This is a genomic window from Howardella ureilytica, assembly GCF_054657495.1.
In genome coordinates this window covers 25,646-49,096 of the sequence record NZ_BAAHYP010000006.1, presented here as the reverse complement: position 1 = coordinate 49,096, position 23,451 = coordinate 25,646, and the positions used below count along the sequence as shown (strand labels likewise).

The following is a 23,451-nucleotide window of genomic DNA, read 5'->3' as shown; positions in this document are numbered from 1 at the left end:
GTTAAGTATTATGCATAATATATATTCAAAATTTCCTAAATTCAATAATCAAAGGTTTTTATATGTGTATAAAAATAACAATATGAACTTTCCCTGGAAAAGGCTGAGAGTGCTTTGCTTGCAATTAAGGTATTAAATTGATATTATACAGAAAATTTAATGATTAACTATAAGGAAAGGAATCGTGATAAATTTTTATGAGTTTTCTTGATAAATTAGAGAAGAAAATCGGTAAATATGCAATAAAGAATCTGATGTTATATGTAATTATCGCATATGCAATAGGTTATTTATTGTATATTTCAGGCAACATATCCGCGGTAATGGCGCTGAATTTGAATCCAGCCGAAATCTTACGAGGACAGATATGGAGAATATTTACGTTTCTAATTGAACCTCCGTCCCTTTCATCTCCTATATTTTTTATTTTTGTATTATATATTTATTATTTTATAGGAAGAAATCTGGAACGGACATGGGGTGCATTTAAGTTTAATGTTTTCTTTTTTATGGGAATGGCAATGACGGAAGTCTCATCCATATTGATATATGTAATATTCAATCAGGTATTTATACTGTCAATGTATTATATTAATTTTTCAATGTTTATTGCATTTGCCATGGAAGTGCCGAACATGATGTTCTTATTTATGTTCTTTATACCGGTAAAGGCAAAATGGCTTGCGATAATTGATGCCGTATATATATCTGCTACCGTAGTTTGCGGATTTTTGTCATATGTTGTAGACATACCTTATTTTGTCGGATATTTCGGTATAGGACGCAATCCGGCAGATGCAACCGCCGCTGCGGTCGCATTGATAAATCTCTTAATATTCAGTCTGATGAATAACAGCAGAGCAAAGGCAAAGAAGAGACAGAAAGAATTCTACCAAAGAATGAACAGCGGAGCGTATTCAAGCGGAGGAGGGTATTGGAGCAGTCAAACTTCAGGCTCTTCCGCAGAAAGAAATAATCATAACAGAGCGACAAATGCCACAAGAGGATTCGGAAACAACAAACCTATACATGTATGTGCAGTTTGCGGAAAAACGGATATTGACGATGAAAATGAAACATTCCGATATTGTTCGATATGTAAGGGCAATTATGAATATTGCAGTGAACATATAAAGAATCATACTCATATGACAGAATAATAAGTAATAGAAAAAAACAGTAATTTATAGTATATTTGAAAACAAAATAAATCGCAGATAGGGGAAAGACATGACATTATATGAGGAATTAAAAGAGAGAGGTCTTATTGCTCAAACAACGGATGAAGAATTGATAAGCGAGCTTATTAATTCCGGTAAAGCTTGTTTTTACATAGGATTCGATCCTACTGCCGACAGTTTGCACGCAGGACACTTTATGACACTCTCGCTTATGAAGAGGCTTCAGGCAGGGGGTAATAAGCCTGTAGCATTAATCGGCGGAGCTACGGCTTTAATCGGTGATCCGAGCGGTAAAACGGACATGAGAAAGATGCTTACAAAAGAGCAGGTAGATATACATGTTGCCGGAATAAAGAAACAATTGGAGAGATTCATCGACTTTAGTGATGATAAAGCCATTCTTGTTAATAATGCAGACTGGCTCGGTAATGTTAACTATATAGATATGCTCAGAGAAGTGGGTCCTTATTTTAATGTAAATATCATGCTCAGAGCGGAATGCTATAAGCAAAGACTTGTGAACGGTTTAAGCTTTTTGGAATTCAACTACATGGTTATGCAGGCCTTTGACTTCTATACCTTATATACAAAGTACGGATGTAATCTTGAATTCGGAGGTGACGACCAGTGGAGCAACATGCTTGCCGGTACGGAACTTATAAGAAAGAAACTGGGTAAAGACGCAAGTGCCATGACAATTCCGCTTCTTACAAATTCACAGGGAATTAAGATGGGTAAAACCGTGTCAGGTGCTTTATGGCTTGATGAGAATAAGACTACTCCGTTTGAATTTTTCCAATATTGGAGAAACGTTGACGACGCTGATGTTATTAAATGTTTGAAAATGCTCACATTTGTTCCGCTTGATGAAATAAAGAAAATGGAATCATGGGAAGGCGCAGAACTTAATAAGGCAAAGGAAATTTTGGCATATGAAGTAACGGCTCTCGTTCACGGTGAAGAAAAAGCAAAGAAAGCTTTGGAAGACGCAAAGTCCGTATTTGCGGGCGGAAATGAAAATATTCCGGAAGTTATACTCAGTGAAGAGGATTTGGAAGACGGACAAATAGATATACTCACATTGGGGGTTAAGCTGGGGCTCGGTAAATCCAAGTCTGAAATCAGAAGAACCATAACTCAGGGAGGTTTGTACGAAAACAGAGAAAAACTTAACACTATAGAGAGAATATATACGAAAGATGAGCTGAAAGACGGTGTTGTTATTCAAAAAGGAAAAAAGACATTTGTCAAAGCAGTAATAAAGTAATATTAACGAAAAAGAGGGGGGATATCCCCTCTTTTTTTACTTTATTTTATTTTTGTAATATAAGATAATAATTTAAATACATTTTAATATTATATAAATTTTAATCAGCAGGTGGATTATGAGTAAAATAATGATAGTTGAAGACGATAAAGTAGTAAGCAAAGAACTTGCAACTTTATTGGAATTAAGCGGATATACGGTAGAAATATTATGTGATTTTGAAAACTCATTGGATAAAATATCGGAGTACAATCCGGATCTTATACTTCTGGATATTAATATTCCGTGTTTAAACGGAGATCAGTTATTGCAAAACTTAAGAAAGGTATCGGATATACCGGTTATTATAGTTACCAGCAACAGTGATGAAATAAATGAAGTTTTATGTATGAGTTACGGGGCCGATGATTATGTTACTAAACCTTATAATCCCACAATATTAAAGCTCAGGATATCGGCTGTATTAAAGAGAGTAAACAAGAATTCCGACATATTGACATACGGTAATTTGTCATTGGATATATGCAAGGGAACAATAAAAACGGAAAAATCAGAAATAAGTCTGACAAAAAACGAAATGCTGATTTTGCAGCATTTATTTAACAACCGGGGACATATAGTTTCGAGAGACAGCTTAATGACAATATTGTGGAACAATGCGGAATATATCAATGAAAATGCACTTACGGTAAATGTTTCAAGAATAAGAAGCAAATTGTCGGAACTTGGATATGAAGACGTAATAGAAACAAGAAAAGGACAGGGATATATTTTGGTATGAAATTCGGTAAATATTTGTGGGATAAAATAATACATATTATCGTATACGTTACATTATCGGTGCTTATTGTAATGTTACTCAACGCTTTCAAGGTGAATAATGAATTAATAACCGCAGTAATTGTTTTGTTATCCGCTGCGGGAACAGTATTGCTTTTTATTGATTTTGTAAGGAAAAGAAGATTCTACAATAATATAATTCATAAATTGGAAGAATTAGATAAAAAATACCTTATAACTGAAGTTGTTACTCCCGAGTCGTTCTATGAGAGCGAACTCTTTACCGATATTTTATACATCACGGATAAGTCAATGGCGGAGAATATACGGAAATATAAAGAGAGTATTGATAACTTTAAGGAGTACGTTGAAATGTGGATACATGAAGTAAAAATCCCGTTGGCCTCGCTTATGCTTATTAACCATAATTCAAATAATGAAGATAAAAAATATACGGTGCAGTTAAACAGAATAGACAATTTTTTAGAACAGATATTATATTATGTGCGTTCGGAATATGCGGAAAAGGATTTTATAATTAAGTATACGGATTTGAATAAGGTTATCGGAAATGTGGCTTTAAAGAATAAAGATTTGATTCTTGAGAATAATATTGAACTTGAAGCAGACATAAAGGAGAATATGGTGCTTACTGACGGTAAATGGCTTGAGTTTATTATTAATCAGGTATTAAACAACAGTATAAAATATAAAAGAGAAGACGGTGCGTCAATAAAAATTTATTCGGAAAAAAGCGGAAATATAACACGCTTAAATATAGAAGATAACGGAATCGGCATAGATAACTGTGATTTAAGCCGAGTCTTCGAAAAATCATTTACGGGAAAAAACGGCAGACATATAGGCAAGTCAACCGGTATGGGGCTGTATATAGTAAAAAAACTTTGCGACAGACTGGGACATACCGTGGATATACAATCAAAGAAGGGAGAATATACCTGCCTGACGATTACATTTGCAGATAATGAATATTATAACATTACAAAAATGTAATGTTTATTAATGTTAGAAAAACGACATGAAATATTATTGTATATATAATGCTGAGTAAGAAAGGTACACGGAGGGATGAATATGAATAATATTTTAAGGATAAGAAATATAGAAAAATATTATGGAAACAGAACCAATCTTACTAAAGCGATAGACAATATATCATTCGATGTAAATGAGGGTGAATTTGTTGCAATAATGGGAGCGAGCGGTTCAGGGAAAACAACTCTTCTCAACTGTATTGCGACTATCGACAGGGTTTCCGCCGGTCATATCTATGTTGAAGGCAATGATATTACGGAGTTAAACGATAAACAGCTGGCTGCATTCAGAAGGGATAAACTGGGATTTATTTTTCAGGACTTTAACCTTTTGGATACACTTACGGCATATGAAAATATCGCACTTGCTCTTTCAATACAAAAGGTAAATTACAAAGAGATTGACAGAAGAATACGTGAAATGTCGGTTAAACTCGGGATAGAAGAAATTCTTAACAAATATCCGTATCAAATGAGCGGAGGACAGAGGCAAAGGGTTTCTGCCACAAGGGCGATTATAACAAATCCTAAACTCATACTTGCGGATGAGCCGACAGGAGCGCTTGATTCAAAATCAAGTAAAATGCTTCTTGAAAGACTGCAATATTTAAACAATGATATTTCGGCGACTATACTAATGGTAACTCACGATACATTCAGCGCCAGTTATGCGTCAAGAGTAATATTTATCAAGGACGGAAAAATATTCAATGAAATAATAAGAGGAAATAAAAGCAGAAAAGAATTTTTTGATGAGATTATCGATGTGATTTCATTACTTGGAGGTGATTTAAGTGATGCTCTTTAAAATCGCATTTAAAAACATCAGAAGAAGCATTAAAGATTATGCAATCTATTTCTTTACTCTTGTTATAGGAATCGCCTGTTTTTATGTATTTAATGCCATGGATTCTCAGGCGGCCATTCTTGAAATGAACGACAGCTCGAAAGAGGCTGTCAAATTAATGGTTACCGTAATGGGGAACCTGAGCATATTCATTTCAATAGTGCTGGGATTCTTAATAATATATGCAAGCCGTTACTTAATGAAGAGAAGAAACAGGGAATTCGGTACGTATTTAATTCTCGGAATGAGTAAACGAAGTGTTTCAGCCATATTATCAATCGAAACTCTTTTTATAGGCATCATATCATTAGGAGTGGGACTCGGAGTGGGAATAGCCGCAAGTCAGGGCATCAGCCTTATAATAGCCAATATGTTTGAGGCTGATATGACTAAATTTGCATTTGTTTTTTCTGAGAGCTCATTTATAAAAACAATAATATATTTTGTAATAATATATGCCGTAGTTATATTATTTAACGTTATAAGCGTTAATGTGAAAAAGATAATTGATCTTATTAATTCAAATAAGAAATCGGAGAAAGTTAAACTGAAAAATCCCATACTATGTATTATAGTATTCGGAATATCCGTTGCAGCTTTGATTTATGCTTATATGATGGTTACGGTCAATTTTCAATCATTAGTATTTACGGAAATTTGGATACCGTTAACAATTCTTTGCGTTTCGACATTTTTTATATTCTGGTCTGCTTCCGGATTACTACTCAGATTATGCCAATCTTTTAAAGGTTTTTATTATAGGGGGATTAATTCGTTTGTAGTCAGACAGGTCAGCAGCAAAATAAATACAAATATATTTGTAATGACCATTATATGTATAATGTTATTCCTGACGATGACAATACTTACATCCGGACTTACGGTTATTAATTCAATTAATAAAGACATGAATAAACTTACTCCCGTAGATGTGCAGATTATGAAGGGATCATTTACGGATGACGGCAATTACATATTCGATTCCACAGAAAATAATAATGTAACTGAGTCGGACAATGCAAAGGAAAACACATCAATAGAAGATACTCTTAAATCTTATGGATTTGATACGGATAAATATTTAAAAGATGTGGTTGAATATAATATATACAAATTCAATGATGTCACATTTAATACAACAAACAGTGATCCGAATCACAGGGATTATTATTCACAGGAAGAGGTAATGTCAATAAGCGATTATAATAAGGTTGCCGAAGCGTTCGGAAACGAGACATATACATTAGGTGACAATGAATATATTATTGCAGCCAATCATGATATGGCAACCAAGATAAGGAATAAGTCTCTGGAATCCGGGAAGACAATTATATTAGGTAATAATGTATTAAAACCTAAATATGCAAATTGTGTCGACGGATTTGTTCAAATGTCAGCGTCAAAGGATAACTTCGGAATTATAATAGTTCCCGACAATGTTGTTAAATATGCAGACAGCTCAAGAGAATATTTAACGGCAAATTATAATGCAAATGATAAAGCAGGGAAAGATGCCGTTGAAAAAATGATATATGATTTGTATGAATCCAATATGGGTAAATTAATCAACGGTAACTCTGTTTTTGGTATAAGCAGCAAAATCAGGATACGTTCATCGGCTGTCGGCCTTAATGCCATAGTATTATTTGTCGGTGTATATATCGGAATCATTTTCTTAATAACCGGAAGTGCAATACTTTCCATTAAGGAGTTATCGGAGACGAGTGATAACAGGGAAAGATATGCAATCTTAAGAAAACTCGGAGTAAGCAAAAGAGAATTAAATAAAGGTCTGTTTTCGCAAATGATTTCATTTTTCATACTGCCTCTGATACTGGGAGTCATTCATGCGATAGTGGGACTTATGTTCGTAGATAATATTTTGCAAATGGCAACGCTGAATTCGGTTTTGAATTTTGCATCACTATTCGGAGCGATAGCATTTATTCTGGCAATTTACGGCGGTTATTTTGTAATAACATATTTCAGTTGCAGGAATATGATAAAAGAAAAATAAAAATAAAAATGACATGTAAAAATAACTGTTTTACATGTCATTTTTAAATATATGGCAATTGCGCGGTTTGCTCCGTTATGTTAGATTGTAGTCATTATATTCAGGAAATTATTGAACATACGGAGGTTATCATGATTAAGATTATTGCGGATTTTAAAGTTAAAGAAGATGCGGCAGAAAAGTTTATGGAGCTTGCAAAGGAAATAGTTGAGTGTACAAGAAAGGAAGAGGGTAATATCTCATATCATCTTCATGAGAATATAAAGGATAATAATCAGTTCACATTTGTAGAGGAGTGGAAGGATAAGGACGCCATTGAATCTCATAATAATTCGGAACATTTCACAAGAATAATTCCCGAAATCGGAGCTCTTCTTGCAGAGGAACCTGTAATAAAGCTTTACAAAGAAGTATTGTAATTTTTACACTTACTTTAAATGAACAGGTAAACGGTGATGGAGAAACCGGTATGTGACAGTCAGCATCCTATATATTGCTTTTCGGATTATCATGTAAAAGCAATATATTATTGTCTGCCTGCTGCATACCGGTTTTATTTAATTATTCATCAGCTTTTTTAAGAGCTGAAATATCGGTATTGGCGATGAGAGAGTAATTCGTGTGGTAAATGACCAATCCGGGATTGGCTTTCGGAGGCTTCTTTAATTCTTTGCGCCTTACATAATCAACTTCTATTTTTGTCTGTTCATTTGTTTTGGCATTTCCCGCAGCAGAGTAATATGCCGCAAGAGCAGCTGCTTCTTCAAATGTCTTATCAGTAAGTTCTCTGTCGTTTGCTTTGACGATTACATGTGAGCCGGGCATATCTTTTGCGTGAAACCACCAGTCATTCGGATCGGCAAGCTTAAATGTGACATATTCGTTTTGGTAATTATTTTTCCCAACATAAATGTCAAACCCGTCGGATGATATGTAGTGCATAGGTTTCGGCGTTTTATTAAGCTTGTCCTTTCCCTGCTTTTTTATGTATCCCAAAGAGTGGAGTTCTTCCCTTATTTCAATTAAATCGTCTTCGTTTTCGGATATTTCAAGGGCGTTGAAAACAGATCTTAAAGCATTTATTTCACGTTCCGTTTCTTCTATAAGTAAAGAAACGGACTCATATGTTCTTTTTAGCTTGTTGTACTTTTTAAAATAATAATTGGCGTTTTCCAGAGGCGTAAGTTCCTTTTTTAAGGGTATTGTTATATTGTTGTTATTGTCATAAAAGTTAGGAACCGTAATTGATTCAGCGTCGCTTTCAACATTGTAGCCGTATGCCTGCAACAGTTCGCCGTATATTCTGTATTTGTCTCTGTCTAATGTGTTTTCAAGCTGTTTTTCCTGAAGAGCAAGTTTTTTTGTTTCTCTCTCAAGAAGATTGGAAGTCAGCTTTCTGTATTCAATTGACTTTTGAGCAATTCTGTTTCTCAGAGCTTTACTGTTATAAAAATCCGCAAGGAGTTTACTCGGGCTGTCATATTCGACGGAATCATAATATCCGTTTGTGAGCGGAACGGCACTGAATTCCGGTTTATTTGAATGAGAATCCCTGTATATGGCAAAAGTAAAATCATTATTAACACATCGGTCTCTCAATTTGATGAGAGAATTATATAACTTTTCGATTTCCGATAAAGATACGGATGTTGCGGGCAGGTCCGCAGGAAGCCAGGAATCAATACATATTTCGTTTGCGATAACGGGGGAAAGACCGGTTATCGACATATAAATCGCCTTTTGTAAGATACATTTCTTCTCTCGTATGCTTTCAAATAGTTGTTCTTTATTTAAAGTGTTGAGAGACAATTTGTTTCCGTCCGGGATAAAATATTTTTTCCCCGGAAGAACTTCTCTTACGGAACTCACGGTAGACGGTATACGTTTTATGCTGTCAATAATGTTATAATCATTATCGCATAGTATTATATTAGAATATTTACCCATAAATTCAGAACACAGATGTAATTTTACCATGTCACCCAATTCATTCATGTGCTCAATTTCCATATCAATTACTCTGTCAACATTCGGTTGTGTAATTGAGAGTATTTTTCCGTTTTGGATATGCTTCCTTAAGAGCATGACGAATGTGGGAGCGTTTATGGGACTTTGTTTGTTAATATCGGTGAGCATGCAAATGCTTAAAGACGGGTTAACGGAAACGGACAATTTATATGCGGAGCCGTTATTTTTAACCGTCAATATTATTTCATCCCGTTCCGGTTCGGTTACTTTAAAAATTCTTCCTCCCAAAAGATATTTCTCAAGTTCATTTTTTATACCGGATAAAAATATTCCATCAAATGCCATAATAACCTCATTTTTATACTTTTGACTATATAATACAGTAATGATATAATAAAAAAATATGTAATTGCAACAACTAATATATCTTAAAGTTATATAGGGGTATTGGAATGATAAAAAAAGGCTTGCTTATCATAATTTCAGGTTTTTCCGGAACAGGAAAAGGGACCGTAATTAAGAGATTACTTGAACTTTATCCTAATGACTACTGTCTGTCCATATCTGCCACGACAAGAAATCCCAGAGAGGGAGAAGTTCACGGCAGAGAGTATTTTTTTAAGACAAAAGAAGATTTTGAAGAAATGATTATAAAGCAGGAGTTGATAGAATATACACAATATGTGGATAATTATTACGGTACTCCCAAGGAATACGTTGAAGATCAAATGGAAGCCGGTCACAACATTATTCTCGAAATAGAAATTGACGGTGCGTTAAATGTAAAAAAATTATATCCTGATGCGTTGCTTATTTTTCTTCTGCCGCCGAGTATCAGAGAACTTGAAAAGCGACTTAAAGAACGCGGTACGGAAAAAGAAGATGTTATTGCAGACAGAATCAACAGAGCACGCGAAGAAGCAAAGGTCATACGAGAATATGATTATGTGGTTGTAAATGATACAATTGACGACTGTGTTTCTACCATACATAATATAGTGGAAACAGAAGGACTTAAAGCATATAGACAAGAAGAAGTGATTCATAATATTGAAAAAGAGTTAGGTAATATTTGTAGCGAATAATGAAAGGGGTATTCATATGTTACATCCATCATACAGTGAATTAATGGATAAAATAAACTCAGAAGCAGATAAGGATAATATGATTGAAAGCCGTTATTCAATAGTAATGGCAGCTGCGGACCGTGCAAGAGAGATTATAGAATCAAGATCTATTGAAGAGAAAATTGCAAAGCAATTAAAAAACGATCCTACCGCGACACCTGAACTTAAGCCTGAAGAAAGATTTAATCTTGAGAACGGAAGAGCAAAAATCCCGGGAAGCGATAACAGAAAGCCTTTAAGTGTTGCAATAGACGAATTATATAACGGTGAGGTTAAGATTGATCTCACGGATAAACATGAGGATTAATAATGGATAATATGGAAAACACAGAGACTAATGAAGTTCAGGAAGAGGCAAACGTAAATTTATTTGAAAATCTCGACCTGTCCAAAGAATTAAAAAAGGCTCTTAACGATATGGAATTCGTTGAGATGACTGCAATTCAGAGCCAAAGTATTCCGGCAATGATAGCGGGTAATGATATTGTGGCTCAGGCTCCTACCGGAACAGGAAAAACATGTTCATTCGGTATACCGGTTGTTGAAAATACCGATACATCCGAGAGAAATGTTACTTCACTTATTCTCGCACCTACGAGAGAGTTGGCGCTTCAGATTGCAAATGAGCTTATAAGACTTACAAAATACAAGAAGTCAATAAGAATTGCGGTTGTATACGGAGGTCAGAATATTGACAGACAGATTCTCGCTCTTAAAAGAAAACCGCAGATAATCGTGGCCACTCCGGGTCGTCTTATGGATCATATGAGAAGAAAGACCATAAAATTAGATCATCTCAAAACTCTTGTTCTTGACGAAGCAGATGAAATGCTTGACATGGGATTCAGAGAGGATATTGACGAGATTTTACAGTCTGTTCCTGAAGAAAGACAGACGGTACTTTTTTCCGCAACCATGTCAAGGGAAATTCTCGATATCACAAAGAAATATCTTAAGGATCCGGTTAAGATTAAGACAACCAAGAGCGAAGTTACCGTATCTTCCGTAAAACAGTACTATCTTGAGGTTTCTCCCGATAATAAAACGGATGTACTGGCAAGACTTATTGATGTTAATGATTTTAAACTTTCAATGGTATTCTGTAATACAAAGAAAAAAGTAGACGAGCTTGCCCATGACCTTACGGTTCGCGGTTACAATGCAATGGGACTGCACGGAGACATGAAGCAGTCGCAGCGTGACAGAGTCATGAGAGAGTTTAAAAACGGCAATATAGAAACTCTGATTGCGACCGATGTAGCCGCAAGAGGCATTGACATCAAAGATATAGATGTTGTATTCAACTATGATCTTCCGGATGATATGGAATATTATGTTCACAGAATAGGAAGAACAGGAAGAGCCAACAGGGAAGGTGTATCATATTCGCTTGTAAGCCGAAGAGAAATGTACAGACTTCATGAAATCATGAGATATACAAAAGCAAAAATCAAGCTCATGACCGTACCGAATGTTGCAGAGATTACAAATGTCCGTATACAGCAGACTTTAAACGGTATTCTTGATATTTTAAGTCATCAGAAGCTGGACACATATGAACAGGCTATTCTCGATTTTATTGAGAATACAGAAGAGTCCTATACGATTCTCAATATTGCCGCAGCATTCCTTGCAAGAGATTCCGACACGGGAGATCTTAAAGAGATAGAAGAGAATTTCTCGGGAGACAGAAGACGCGGCAATTCAAAGTCAGGCAATCCTAATGCTACAAGAATGTTCATTAATGTCGGCCGTTTGGACAGAGTTAATGTTAATACGATGAGAAAACTTTTAAACGATGCAAATATTTCCGATGATGAAATTTATGACATTGATATTATGGAGAAGTTCTCATTTATCGAGATAGATAACTCTAAGGTTGACGATGTTTTTGTTGCGCTTAACGGAATTATGATGAACGGAAGAAGAGTTAATACGGAAATTTCCAATACCAAAAAGAAGAATAATTTACGTTCAGGCAGTCGTGACAGCAGAAGATCTTCCGGAAATAATTCGGGAAGAGGCGGAAGAAGAAAGTATGAGGATTAATTCCTTATTTAAATATATTCGATATGATAAGACCGATAATAAAAGATATTAATTTTCTTAAATTAAAATCGATTCCGGCAAATGTTTCGGATAAATACATAGCAGATGATTTGATCGACACACTTTCGGTACACAGAGACGAGTGTGTGGGTATGGCCGCTAACATGATAGGTGAGAATAAAAACATAATTATTGTAAGTATGGGATTGATACCTATTGTAATGTTTAATCCGGTTATAGTTAAAAGAGAGGAGCCGTATGCGACAGAGGAAGGATGTCTTTCGTTGACGGGGATAAGACCATGTGTACGATACAAAAGAATTACGGTCGAATATCAGGATCGTGATTTTAAGAATCATTCCGGCACATATGAAGATTGGACGGCACAGATTATACAGCATGAAATAGATCATTTGCACGGTATAATAATTTAAACATTAACACCGGTTTACGAAATATAATATAAAAAGGACACAAACATTATTGCTTGTGTCCTTTTTCTGTTATATGAATTATTATTAAAGAATTACTTTAAATAATTATTAAATAAGTATAAGTCCTATGGCTTTTAAGAAGAGAACAGCCAGGAGAGCAGGGGCAATAAACTTAATCATTACAACATAAAGTTTACTTCTTCCCATTTGTACTCCGCCTTTTTCAACTTCGCCGATAATGGTTTTCGGTCCGAGAACCCATCCTATAAGGATACAGGTTGCAATCGCAACAATAGGCATAAGAATATTATTACTTACGTAGTCGAGAATGTCTAATATCTGACCTGTAGAACCGTTAGGAAGCGGAGCCTCAAAGTACATAACATTGTATCCGAGACAAACAATTGCACCGACAACGGCAGCAATAACTGTTTCAATAATAGTAGCCTTCTTTCTTGAAATATGGAATTCATCCATAAAGCTGGATACTACGGCTTCAAGAATGGATATGGCACTTGTGATTGCCGCAAAAAGAACCATTGCAAAGAAGATGGTTCCGATTATATTGCCCCAAACACCCATGGCAGCAAATATCTTAGGAAGGTAAACAAACATAAGTCCCGGACCGGAAGCACTGAGACCTTCAGATCCCATGAAACTGTATACTGCAGGTATAATCATTACACCTGCAAGAATGGCAACGGCAGTATCAAAAATCTCTATACGATTAACCGCTTTTGAGATGTTTTCGTTATCCTTAACATATGATCCGTATGCAACCATGATACCCATGGCAATGGATAAGCTGTAGAATAACTGTCCCATGGCATCAACCAGAACAGAGAAGAATGAACCTACGGTAACACCTGTAAAGTCAGGTATAAACAATATTTTTAAACCTTCAAGACCTGTTCTTGTTGTTCCGTCAGCGTCGGTATGTGTAATAGTGAGAGAGAAGATTGCTATAACTACAACGAGTACAAGCAAAATAGGCATAAGGAATTTAGACAGATTTTCAATTCCCTTTACAACTCCACGTAAAATAACAATTGCACATATTCCCAGGAATATGAACATGAAGATAAGCGGCTCAGCCGTACTTGTAATAAATCCGGTAAAGTATCCGTCATCAGCCATGCTTACACCCTGACCGGTGAGGAAACCTATAAAGTATTTTATTACCCAACCGCCGATGGCACAGTAGTAAGGCAAAATCATCATTGGAACGATGGTGGCAAAAAAACCTATAAATCCGCTTTTCTTATTAAGAGCTTTATAAGCGGATAAAGGACCTTTTTTTGTTTTTCGTCCGATTGCAACTTCCGTTATTATGAGCGTAAAACCAAATGTAACAGAGAGTATCAGATAAATAATAATGAATAATCCGCCACCGTCTTTTGCTGCGAGATATGGGAATCTCCAGATATTACCAAGACCTACGGCACTACCTGCGGCTGCAAGTACAAATCCGATTGAGCCAGAAAATGAACTTCTTGATTTTTTTTCTGACATTTCAAATCACAGATATGTATCTGTTCTCCTTTCTTAATATTTTATATACTGTACATAAAAATATCATAAATAATTTACGATTACAATATATTGATTGATTTTATAAAAGTTAAAGGGATAATATATTATTTTCTTAAATAATATTACCTAAAATATTACATAAAGAATTCGTAAGTATCATCATCAACCTTATTAATCTTATCAATATAACTTTTGAAAGAGTCTTGATTTTTCTTGGCGAATTCAACAACATCTTTATCTTTAACCTGTTTGAGATAGAATAAGAAGTCATTGAAGCTTACGAATTTGTGTCTGTCAATCAGCACACATAACTTTTCGATATTGCAATCATGTTCACTCATAACATAAACTCCTTTTTCGATATAAATTTATAATATTTTTTTAATTATACCTTAATAAATGTAACTATGGTAGGTATCAGAAAATATATTATATATAGAACCAAAATCCACCGGTAAAAAGGGCGAAAGAGAGTTGCTTATGCGGTATATTTGACAATTACGATAATGTTAATAAATAAAAAACCATCCAAATTGCCATAGGCAGGCAGTTTAGACGGTTTTTATTATTTCTTATTCCTCGGTTTTAAATCAAAACGGAAGCAGACCGAAATGATTTAACAGAACTTTAAGTCCCATAAGACATAGAACAATTCCTCCTGCCAGTTCAGCCTTTCTTTTGTATTTAACACCGAATATGTTTCCTATTTTTACGCCTATAACGGAAAGAACAAAGGCCGTTATTCCTATAATTGATGAAGAATAGAATATATCGACATGTATGAATGCAAATGAAACTCCGACACCTAGAGCATCTATGCTGGAGGCAATTGCAAGCAGAATCATTGTTTTTGCATCAAGTTTATCGTTTATATCGTTATTGTTTTTATCAAGAGCTTCCCTGATCATGTTAATACCGATAAGCATTAATAATCCGAACACAATCCAATGATCGAAGGATTCAATGAAGGAAGAAAATCTTTCTCCGATAAAATATCCGGCGACTGTCATTCCGAACTGAAACGATCCGAAATAAGCACCTACAATAAGAAAATGCTTAGGTTTTAATTTACCGAATGACAAGCCCTTACAAACGGATATTGCAAAGGCATCCATTGCAAGACCGACGGCAATAATAATTAATTCAACAAAACTCATGTTAACCTACCTAATTAAAATGTAATAAATATTATATATCATAATTTAAGCGTCGGAATCGCAATTTACTCTTCTTTTCTTAATCTTACAATATTTCGAGCTTTTCTTTTATTTTCCTCTGCCATATCTGCATAGTGTCGTCTCGTTGTATTAACGTCTTTATGTCCAAGCACATCGGCAACCAGATAAACATCACGGCTCTCCTGATACAGGTTTGTTCCGTAAGTACTTCTTAATTTATGGGGGGTTATTTTTTTTATGTTTGTAACGGTGGATGCATATTTTTTGACTAACAGTTCAATGGATCTTACTCCGAGCCTTTTGTTTTGCAATGACAGAAAAAACGCGTTTTCATGACCTTTTAAAGGGATTTTATCTTTTCTTTCATTGGCGTAATCGATAAGCGCTTCACGAACTTCATTACCGAAATATACAAAACTTTCGGCGCCGCCTTTTCTTATAATTCTTATTCTGTCATTGTCAAAATCGACATCGGAGATGTCCAGTCCGACACATTCCGATACACGGATTCCGGTTCCGAGCAGAAGAGTGAGGAGTGCAAGATCTCTTACGGCAAGTTTTTTTTGGACTTTTGCCTGGTGCTTTGACAATTTTGCTCCGGATTCAACATTATCCAAAAGTTCGGCAACTTCATTTGCCTCTAATCGGATAATATTATGCTCATGAATAACGGGCATATCAACCTGAGTTGAAGGATTGTTTTTTATCTTATCCATTCTATAGAAGTACTTATACATACCTCTTACGGAACACAGTTTTCTTTTTATCGCGCTGTCGGAATTAGTGACAATTTTTCCGTTATTATTGTATGCCTTGCAGTATCTTAAAAAATCGGAAATATCTTCGCTGTTTACCTTATCAAGGTCGGAAAGTCTTAAGAATGCTTTATCCATACCTTTAAGAGGACTTCTGTTATTTTGAACCAAAAAGTCAAAGAAAGTATCTAAATCATATGCATATGCAATTTTAGTTCTCGGCTGTTTGGTAAATTCAAGACTGTTAAAATATTCAACAAGAAATCTTGGCATTGAATCAAGCATTTTATTGAGTTTAAGCGTATATTTTGCTTCTTCCTGTTTTGAATATGTGGAACCTGCCATAGCATTTACCTCCATAAGTTAAGTACATGTATATTTATCAGACTGTTTATGACAGATTATTTGTCGATGACACCGTCCGTATGTGATATATAATGCAACAAAGAGTATATTCCAACATACGTACAATATCAATTACATAATATATAATAATATATTCGATAAATAATTATTATATAAAAAGAAGATATTATCTGCGGCAGGATTTTAAAAAAGCAGCAGTATAATACGGAAATTAAAGATATAAGGGTGGTATATATATCTATTCGCTAAATTACAGTTTAACGAATAGATAACAAAAAAACAATATAATTAATGCAAATATAATGCACTTACTTTTTATTACAGTATATAATTGTGATTAAACCCCGTATGGATGCATGTTTGATTAATTTATATGTTAAGTTTTTGTGCCGCATGCCGGGCTTAATAAACTTATATTAATAATATTAATACTTAATACTTATACAGTCTGCATAAGTATTGTGAGTTATTATTTATATGTGTAAATAACAAATACATAAAAAAGACCTTCGAGTGTATTGCGAAAGTCTTTTTATGTATTTGTTATATATTTTTTGCTTAATTCAATAATTCTTCACCTGTAGTAATAATATATTATTTTTGTTCCGGAATATATTGTATCATTTTTCATATTGTTTAATCGAATTATATTATTTATATATTCATTAACGGTTTCATGCGGAGCTTTATATTTTTTGGCAATACCTGTCAATGTATCTCCTTTATTAATAACTATACTTGAATAATATATATCGCCATAACCGGTCACAATACCTTTGATATTGTTATCGGCCAAGGTTCTGCCTGAATAATTATTATTTATCATATTTGATGTTTGTATATTATCTGTATTCATATAATCATGGTTTGATGTTTTTGACGTCATGTGCATATATGAATTCATAATAATTATGCAGGCTATAATAGAAGAAATTATAACGGATACACCGATCATTAAATATTTTCTGTTTAATGAATATATACTTTTTTTCACATGTCTGTTGCAATCGGTACGGTCTGACGGTTCATATGCAAATTGAACAGCCGGTCCATTGTTGCCCGGCATATTATTGATATTACGATAATCCTGTGCATTAAACCTGTATCCGTCCGTATTATAATCAAATACAACTATTTTCCCCATAATATCACTCCTTTTTTAATTATGCAGCCAAAAAGAATATTTGTTCAGAACAACTGTTTTTAGAAATTATATTTCGCGAACAAATTTTTGTCAATATATTTGCGAACATTTTTTTGGAACATTTTTTCTTAAAACGGTTGTATTGCATATTAAATTCATGGTATCATTGTAAAAATATTGTTTATATGGTTGTTTAAATGCTGCGATTATTATAATCTTTGCATATTGTGATAAATTATTTATTGGGTCGAATCTACGGAGGATGTAGCTTATGTCGGGATATGAATACGGAGAAATTACCGAAAAACAGCAGGAAATTTTAGATTATATTAAAGAACAGATAGTTCAGAAGGGTTTTCCGCCGTCTGTAAGAGATATCTGTTCTGCGGTTAATCTTCGTTCAACTTCATCGGTGCACTCTCATCTTGAAAAATTGGAAAAAAACGGATATATCAAAAGAGATAAGGCTAAATCAAGAAGTATTGAGATTGTAGATGACGATTTTAACGAAGTAAGAAAAGAAATGTCATTTATACCTGAATTGGGTGAAGTGGCCGCAGGAATGCCAATGCTGGCGGTTGAGAATACAACGGGATATTTTCCGATACCGACGGAATATTTGTCTAATAAACAGACGTTTATTCTTAAAGTTAAGGGTGACAGCATGACAGACATCGGAATGCTTAACGGTGATAAAATTATTGTTGAACAGACAAATGTTGCAAATAACGGAGACATCGTTGTTGCATTGGTGGATGATTCGGCAACCGTTAAAAGATTTTTTAAAGAGAAGGATCACGTCAGACTTCAACCTGAGAATAAGGATATGGAACCTATCATTGTAGATAATTGCACCATACTCGGAAAAGTTGTCGGTTTGTTCAGATTTGATATACATTGATAAAATAATATTATAAAACGATGTCGTAATGATATATTATGATGATATATCATTATAATGAGTAACAATAAATATTATTGAATAAAAAGACTTGTTTTTACATTCCCCGTTATATTCTTAATTTGTTATTCGTTATCGTTATTATCGTTATTATAATATTATAATGAAGAAAAGCCGTATATATCATGTCAGGTTTATCTGACATGATATATACGGCTTTTTATTTATATATGGTTTTTACATCTCTTTAAGTTTATTAAGGTCAACTGTTTTTGCATCTGACCATATTTTATCTAAATTATAGTAATCCCGTTCATCTTCTGAAAAAATATGGACTACTATTCCGTTATAATCAAGAAGGATCCATTTTCCGGTATCATATCCTTCTTTTAACGGATTTCCGAACAGATCCGTATCGTCAATTTTAGTTGCATGTATATTATATTCGGACATTTTTTCATCAACTTCATCTGCAATGGTTTGTGTTTGTCTTATGTTTGAACCGGAGCATATTACAAAATAATCTGCAATAGGACTTATATCTTTAATATCAAGAATTTGTATGTTATATGCCTTTTTATCCTCCATTGCTTTAACGATAATTTTAAGGTTTTCTGTTATTGTTTTGTCTCTGTCTGTCATTTCACGTTTCTCCCCGTATTAAATTCATGATTTTTATAATTAATTATTATAATCAATTATTATAATCAATTATATTATTATCTGCTTTCTATGATTCTTTCGTAATAAGAAAAGGTATCTTCCGTCATGGGATCAATAGGCAAATGCTTACTTTTTAAATGATTTAAAGATTCTCTTAATATTATATACATTGTCATTTCAATGTCTTTAAATGCTAAATACCTTAATTCATCAAGCAATTCCGAATGTTTTCTGTTCGGCTCAAGATAATCTGCTATAAATAATATTTCGGACAGTCTGCTCATTTGAACTTTACCGGTTGTATGGCATTCGATTGCTTCACAAATATCGTCATTATCTATATTATATTTTTCTTTTGCAAATAATGCTCCTACTTTTGCATGCAGAAGATACGGACTTTTGTATTCACTCTCCGTAATCGGTATATTGTTGGATTCGGAAATTGAAATTAATTCTTTCCATGAGTAATTTTTGGCACAGTCATGCAATAATCCGGCAATATATGCATCATCAAGGTTTACACCGTATCTTGCCGCAAGTGCGAATGAAAGGTCCGCCACCGCTATAACATGTGCCAGCCTTTTTTTATCGTTCCAAAATAAATCATTTATTTTGGCATATATCTCCTTATTAAAGTGATTATTCATATTCGATCTCCGTATTAAATTGTAATTTTATTATCAACATTATTATTAATCATATTATCAACATGTGAAAATAATTATACTATTTAACGGGTAATTTCTCTATATAAATAAATGCGCAAACAGACGGCTTACGGATTAATTTCTTTTAAGGCATGGATAAAAAGTAAAATACGATTAAAAAACATATATTAAAAATCGATAATTAAAAATGTTAATTACGTAAATGTTCATCTGTTTTTATTTTCCCGTCTTTTTTATAAATATCTATCTGACCGCCCAACATTGTTAAACATATATCAGAGTTAATTGCTTTAAGTCTTTCTATTGTTTCGGGATTCGGGTGGTTATACCTGTTATCAGCCGAACATGAAATAACGGAATACATCGGATTAATTTTCTTTAAAAATTTTTCACCTGAAGAATATTTGGAACCGTGGTGCCCTACTTTCAGTATATCTGTTTTTTCTGAATGTTTTATTATTTTACTTTCCGTTTCAACCGTCGCATCTCCCGTCATCATAATTGATAACACGTCACTGCCGCTTTTTAATTTGACGCTGCATACGGAACTGAGATAATTGCTTTTATCCGTATTTCCTCCTTCCGAATATGCCTTGTTTCCGATATTATCCATAGGCCATAACATGTCTATTGAATAGTCCTCTCCGCTGAATTTTTCTCCTTTTGACACATATGAGATATTTATATTGTTTTTATATGCGGATTCAACTAATTTCTTATAATTTTCATCTTTATGCGCTTCCGTTATATCAGGCATAATAAGATTTTTCACCTTTATAAATGTTGTACGGTTATATATTCCGTCAAGCATTTCAATAATTCCGTTTACATGGTCTGAGTCGGAGTGACTTACAAATACAGCGTCAAGTTTTTTTATATTGTTATATAACAGATATTTTTCTGTTATATTGTGATATACATTTTTGATATTCGAACTTCCGCAGTCAAACATGAAATGCAGCCCGGATTCCGTTGATATGACGGTATTGTCCCCTTGCCCTATATCCAGTACACTAATCTTTGTTTTTGTTGTTATTTGATTTATTATTCCTTGTTTAACAAAGACTAATAAAATAAGAGACAGCGTAGTGAATAAAAATACTTTGTTATTTATGACAAAGCTGTAATCGTTTAGAAATTCTTTGTACTCATCTGCATTAACGTATATTTTTGTTACATTACTCAACCTGTTTATGTAATTCTTCTTAAAGCGAGACTGTATATTTGCGTAAATATATAACGATAAACAAAAAATAATAACGTACATTAATATTACCGTTAAAATATCAATATGCCCTACAATTATTACAGAAAAAGGAATTGACAGGAAAAAATTGCATATTGTGTCATAAATATTTAATATCATATCCGATGTTCCGATAAAAAATATTCCGAGAGGTTCATATATACAACCGGTAATACCGGCGATTAGAGATATCGGTATAAGAATACCCGCAAGGGGGATTGCCGCTATATTTACAAGAATGGCGTATAGAGGTATCTGATAAAAAAAATATATTTGAAGAGGCAAAAGCCATATGGTTACAAATGAAGAAATGAATATGCCCTTCAGAAAGTTTTTTATGAAAAAGAAATCATTTGAAATATTATTAATTAAATGTTTTGTCAGTTTATTTCCGATAAATATTGCAATTACGGCGGTATAACTTAATAAAAAGCTCTGATTAAATAAAAGATAAGGCGATATCGCCAAAGAAATAATAATTTGAACGCTGAGAGCGGATATTATACAATATCGTCTTCCAAGCAGAACGGAGACAAGAAATATACAGAACATAACAGCGGAACGCACGGATGAAATACTGCTTCCGCTTATAATTATATATATGAAAATAAAAATTGCCGAGATTATAGTATTTAAAAACATGTTTATATTCAGTTTTTTTAATACATTAAACATCAGCATACCTATAAGGGAAATATGAAGACCGCTTATTGAAAGCAAATGTGATATTCCGGCATTCCGGTATATTTGTTTTGTATGATTATTCAGTTCTGCCCTGTTTCCCAGAATAACTGTATTTAAAATGTCTGAATGGTCGGGAGAAATATTTGTATATGATTGTGATAACAGATTATAGATATAATCAGAGAAAATAAAGATTGGAATATTTGATTTACAGACATTATTTACAGATGTAATCTTAGATTTTAATTCAATACCGTTGGAGAATAAATACATATTTTCGTCAAACCCGCCGTCGTTTCTGCTTTTTTCGGGAATATTTATGACGGATTCGCCTTCTATAACATCACCTGTTTGTAAATCCGATGCCGCTTCTTTTTTTATTGTGGCGGAAATATTACCGGAAATATAATCATTATCATTATATTTTATTTTACAGTTCTTTAAATATAATGACGTAACAGATTCATAATCGGTTTTCTTATATATTTCTCCGCAGGTTATTGCTTTTAAATCTCTGTTTTGTTCCGTAAGTTTAAAAGCTGCCGAACCGTCCGTAAAATAAATACAGCGTACGGCAGCTATTATTACCGCTATAATTGCAACGAAAATAAGAGGTCGTTTCAATTATATTGCTCCTAAATAAATTATTTAACTATTGCGCTGTTATATGTAAAGTCAATGTAATTAATGTCATTAACAGGGTCATTTCCCAAAATAATAAAACGAACTTTATCGGTTCCCTTAAGTTCACAGAGGGAATTGACTATTGAATATATGGTTAAATCCTTAGGAGTTTCAAGTTCGTTACTAAACAGATTTTCCATGGCTACAAAGCATGTATTTCCGTTTTTGGATATACCGAGAAGCTTTGCCTCTGCCGGAATGGTATTTCTTAATTCGCTGTTGTCAGTTCCTTTAATTAATCTGTTAACGACTAATTCCTCCAAGGATTTTTCCTGTGTATATGCTATATCGTCACTGTAACGCACCAATTTGTTGGAGTATTTGTCGGCAAAGTACAATGTTGCCGTTATATGACTGTATTCGTATATTTTATCACTGTCTGTTGTTACATATTGAGAAGCGGTCATATTGTTTAAGACCGAGCCACCGGAAAGAACAATGGGATTGTCTCCGATGTAGAATGAAATATATGAGACATTTGGAATCTGAGAAAGAGTTTTAACCATTGCCGTTCTGTATAATGCTTCGGTAATATTACTCATTTTCAGATAACTGTCTGAGAATGTAATTTGTAATTCCTGATTGTCGTTGTTGTAATTTACCTGAAGAATGTCAACATATGCCGGTTTTATTGGGATGGCGTTATCCGAGGCCTTACTGTTATTCATTTCTGATATCAGCTCATTGGCAGAGTCTATAATATCTTCTTTCTGCATATGGTATTCTTTACTTGTCAGCTTGAATCCTTCCCCGTCCGTATAATATACATTATAATTTCCGGTATTATCATTGGATGTTGCCGGAGAACACGCACTCATGCCTACAGTAAGCAGCGCCGTTATTATACCGAATGACCTGACGGCATGTTTTTTTAAAAAATTCATGTTTAATATTTTTTTCATAA

22 protein-coding genes are annotated in these 23,451 nt (G+C 33.9%); 12 read left to right on the top strand and 10 right to left on the bottom strand.

Annotated features, from left to right (window positions below; genetic code table 11):
* The first annotated feature begins 197 nt into the window (after positions 1-197).
* From ACYQ1N_RS04120 to ACYQ1N_RS04090, 7 genes are all read left to right on the top strand, one after another.
* A complete protein-coding gene (locus ACYQ1N_RS04120) occupies positions 198-1,160 on the top strand; it encodes a DUF1751 domain-containing protein (protein WP_459833088.1) in 963 nt (320 codons plus the stop codon).
* A 70-nt stretch (positions 1,161-1,230) separates the two neighbouring features.
* Positions 1,231-2,448 (top strand): tyrosine--tRNA ligase, encoded by a 1,218-nt coding sequence (gene tyrS, locus ACYQ1N_RS04115; protein ID WP_459833086.1) that lies wholly within the window; start codon positions 1,231-1,233, stop codon positions 2,446-2,448.
* Between the two features lie 118 nt (positions 2,449-2,566).
* Positions 2,567-3,229, top strand: a complete 663-nt coding sequence (locus ACYQ1N_RS04110; protein ID WP_459833084.1) for a response regulator transcription factor — start codon at positions 2,567-2,569, stop codon at positions 3,227-3,229.
* Complete coding sequence (locus ACYQ1N_RS04105) at positions 3,226-4,242, top strand: sensor histidine kinase (RefSeq protein WP_459833082.1); 1,017 nt, start codon at positions 3,226-3,228, stop codon at positions 4,240-4,242. The genes ACYQ1N_RS04110 and ACYQ1N_RS04105 overlap by 4 nt, the downstream gene beginning before the upstream one ends.
* 81 nt (positions 4,243-4,323) lie before the next feature.
* On the top strand, positions 4,324-5,091 hold the full coding sequence (locus ACYQ1N_RS04100) for an ABC transporter ATP-binding protein (protein WP_459833080.1): 768 nt from the start codon (positions 4,324-4,326) through the stop codon (positions 5,089-5,091).
* A complete protein-coding gene (locus tag ACYQ1N_RS04095; RefSeq protein WP_459833232.1) occupies positions 5,081-7,147 on the top strand; it encodes an ABC transporter permease in 2,067 nt (688 codons plus the stop codon). Before ACYQ1N_RS04100 ends, ACYQ1N_RS04095 begins: the two co-directional genes overlap by 11 nt.
* A gap of 131 nt (positions 7,148-7,278) precedes the next feature.
* Positions 7,279-7,566, top strand: a complete 288-nt coding sequence (locus ACYQ1N_RS04090) for a putative quinol monooxygenase (protein WP_459833078.1) — start codon at positions 7,279-7,281, stop codon at positions 7,564-7,566.
* A gap of 142 nt (positions 7,567-7,708) precedes the next feature.
* Here the strand turns inward: ACYQ1N_RS04090 and ACYQ1N_RS04085 are convergent, their stop codons facing one another.
* On the bottom strand, positions 7,709-9,460 hold the full coding sequence (locus tag ACYQ1N_RS04085) for an Rqc2 family fibronectin-binding protein (protein WP_459833075.1): 1,752 nt from the start codon (positions 9,458-9,460) through the stop codon (positions 7,709-7,711).
* A 107-nt stretch (positions 9,461-9,567) separates the two neighbouring features.
* Between ACYQ1N_RS04085 and gmk the strand changes: the two genes are divergently transcribed.
* The 4 genes from gmk to ACYQ1N_RS04065 are packed head-to-tail and all read left to right on the top strand — an operon-like array spanning position 9,568 to position 12,725.
* Positions 9,568-10,200, top strand: coding sequence for a guanylate kinase (gene gmk / locus ACYQ1N_RS04080; RefSeq protein ID WP_459833073.1), 633 nt, complete (start codon positions 9,568-9,570; stop codon positions 10,198-10,200).
* A 16-nt stretch (positions 10,201-10,216) separates the two neighbouring features.
* The gene (gene rpoZ, locus ACYQ1N_RS04075) at positions 10,217-10,549 is read left to right on the top strand and encodes a DNA-directed RNA polymerase subunit omega (RefSeq protein ID WP_459833070.1); all 333 of its coding nucleotides are present in this window, start codon (positions 10,217-10,219) and stop codon (positions 10,547-10,549) included.
* Between the two features lie 2 nt (positions 10,550-10,551).
* Positions 10,552-12,291 carry a DEAD/DEAH box helicase gene (locus tag ACYQ1N_RS04070; RefSeq protein ID WP_459833068.1) on the top strand — a complete coding sequence of 580 codons (1,740 nt, stop codon included), beginning with the start codon at positions 10,552-10,554 and terminating at the stop codon, positions 12,289-12,291.
* A gap of 23 nt (positions 12,292-12,314) precedes the next feature.
* On the top strand, positions 12,315-12,725 hold the full coding sequence (locus ACYQ1N_RS04065; protein WP_459833066.1) for a peptide deformylase: 411 nt from the start codon (positions 12,315-12,317) through the stop codon (positions 12,723-12,725).
* A gap of 108 nt (positions 12,726-12,833) precedes the next feature.
* Here the strand turns inward: ACYQ1N_RS04065 and ACYQ1N_RS04060 are convergent, their stop codons facing one another.
* The 5 genes from ACYQ1N_RS04060 to ACYQ1N_RS04040 form a co-directional block, all read right to left on the bottom strand.
* The gene (locus tag ACYQ1N_RS04060) at positions 12,834-14,237 is read right to left on the bottom strand and encodes a sodium-dependent transporter (RefSeq protein WP_459833063.1); all 1,404 of its coding nucleotides are present in this window, start codon (positions 14,235-14,237) and stop codon (positions 12,834-12,836) included.
* Positions 14,238-14,392: 155 nt separating this feature from the next.
* Positions 14,393-14,599 (bottom strand): hypothetical protein, encoded by a 207-nt coding sequence (locus ACYQ1N_RS04055; RefSeq protein WP_459833060.1) that lies wholly within the window; start codon positions 14,597-14,599, stop codon positions 14,393-14,395.
* Between the two features lie 249 nt (positions 14,600-14,848).
* Positions 14,849-15,415 carry a manganese efflux pump MntP gene (locus tag ACYQ1N_RS04050; RefSeq protein WP_459833058.1) on the bottom strand — a complete coding sequence of 189 codons (567 nt, stop codon included), beginning with the start codon at positions 15,413-15,415 and terminating at the stop codon, positions 14,849-14,851.
* A gap of 65 nt (positions 15,416-15,480) precedes the next feature.
* Positions 15,481-16,536 carry a tyrosine-type recombinase/integrase gene (locus tag ACYQ1N_RS04045; RefSeq protein ID WP_459833056.1) on the bottom strand — a complete coding sequence of 352 codons (1,056 nt, stop codon included), beginning with the start codon at positions 16,534-16,536 and terminating at the stop codon, positions 15,481-15,483.
* Positions 16,537-17,131: 595 nt separating this feature from the next.
* A complete protein-coding gene (locus ACYQ1N_RS04040; protein ID WP_459833053.1) occupies positions 17,132-17,701 on the bottom strand; it encodes a LysM peptidoglycan-binding domain-containing protein in 570 nt (189 codons plus the stop codon).
* Positions 17,702-17,972: 271 nt separating this feature from the next.
* On the opposite strand from ACYQ1N_RS04040, the gene lexA reads away from it, so the two are divergent.
* Positions 17,973-18,602, top strand: coding sequence for a transcriptional repressor LexA (gene lexA, locus ACYQ1N_RS04035; RefSeq protein WP_459833050.1), 630 nt, complete (start codon positions 17,973-17,975; stop codon positions 18,600-18,602).
* A 237-nt stretch (positions 18,603-18,839) separates the two neighbouring features.
* Here lexA and rsfS read toward each other — a convergent pair whose 3' ends face one another.
* The 4 genes from rsfS to ACYQ1N_RS04015 form a co-directional block, all read right to left on the bottom strand.
* Positions 18,840-19,244, bottom strand: coding sequence for a ribosome silencing factor (gene rsfS / locus ACYQ1N_RS04030; protein WP_459833048.1), 405 nt, complete (start codon positions 19,242-19,244; stop codon positions 18,840-18,842).
* Positions 19,245-19,321: 77 nt separating this feature from the next.
* Positions 19,322-19,912 (bottom strand): bis(5'-nucleosyl)-tetraphosphatase (symmetrical) YqeK, encoded by a 591-nt coding sequence (yqeK, locus tag ACYQ1N_RS04025; RefSeq protein ID WP_459833045.1) that lies wholly within the window; start codon positions 19,910-19,912, stop codon positions 19,322-19,324.
* Positions 19,913-20,123: 211 nt separating this feature from the next.
* Positions 20,124-22,487: a DNA internalization-related competence protein ComEC/Rec2 gene (locus tag ACYQ1N_RS04020; protein WP_459833042.1), complete on the bottom strand. Its 2,364-nt coding sequence runs from the start codon at positions 22,485-22,487 to the stop codon at positions 20,124-20,126.
* A 20-nt stretch (positions 22,488-22,507) separates the two neighbouring features.
* Positions 22,508-23,449, bottom strand: coding sequence for a GerMN domain-containing protein (locus ACYQ1N_RS04015; RefSeq protein ID WP_459833039.1), 942 nt, complete (start codon positions 23,447-23,449; stop codon positions 22,508-22,510).
* Positions 23,450-23,451 lie beyond the last annotated feature (2 nt).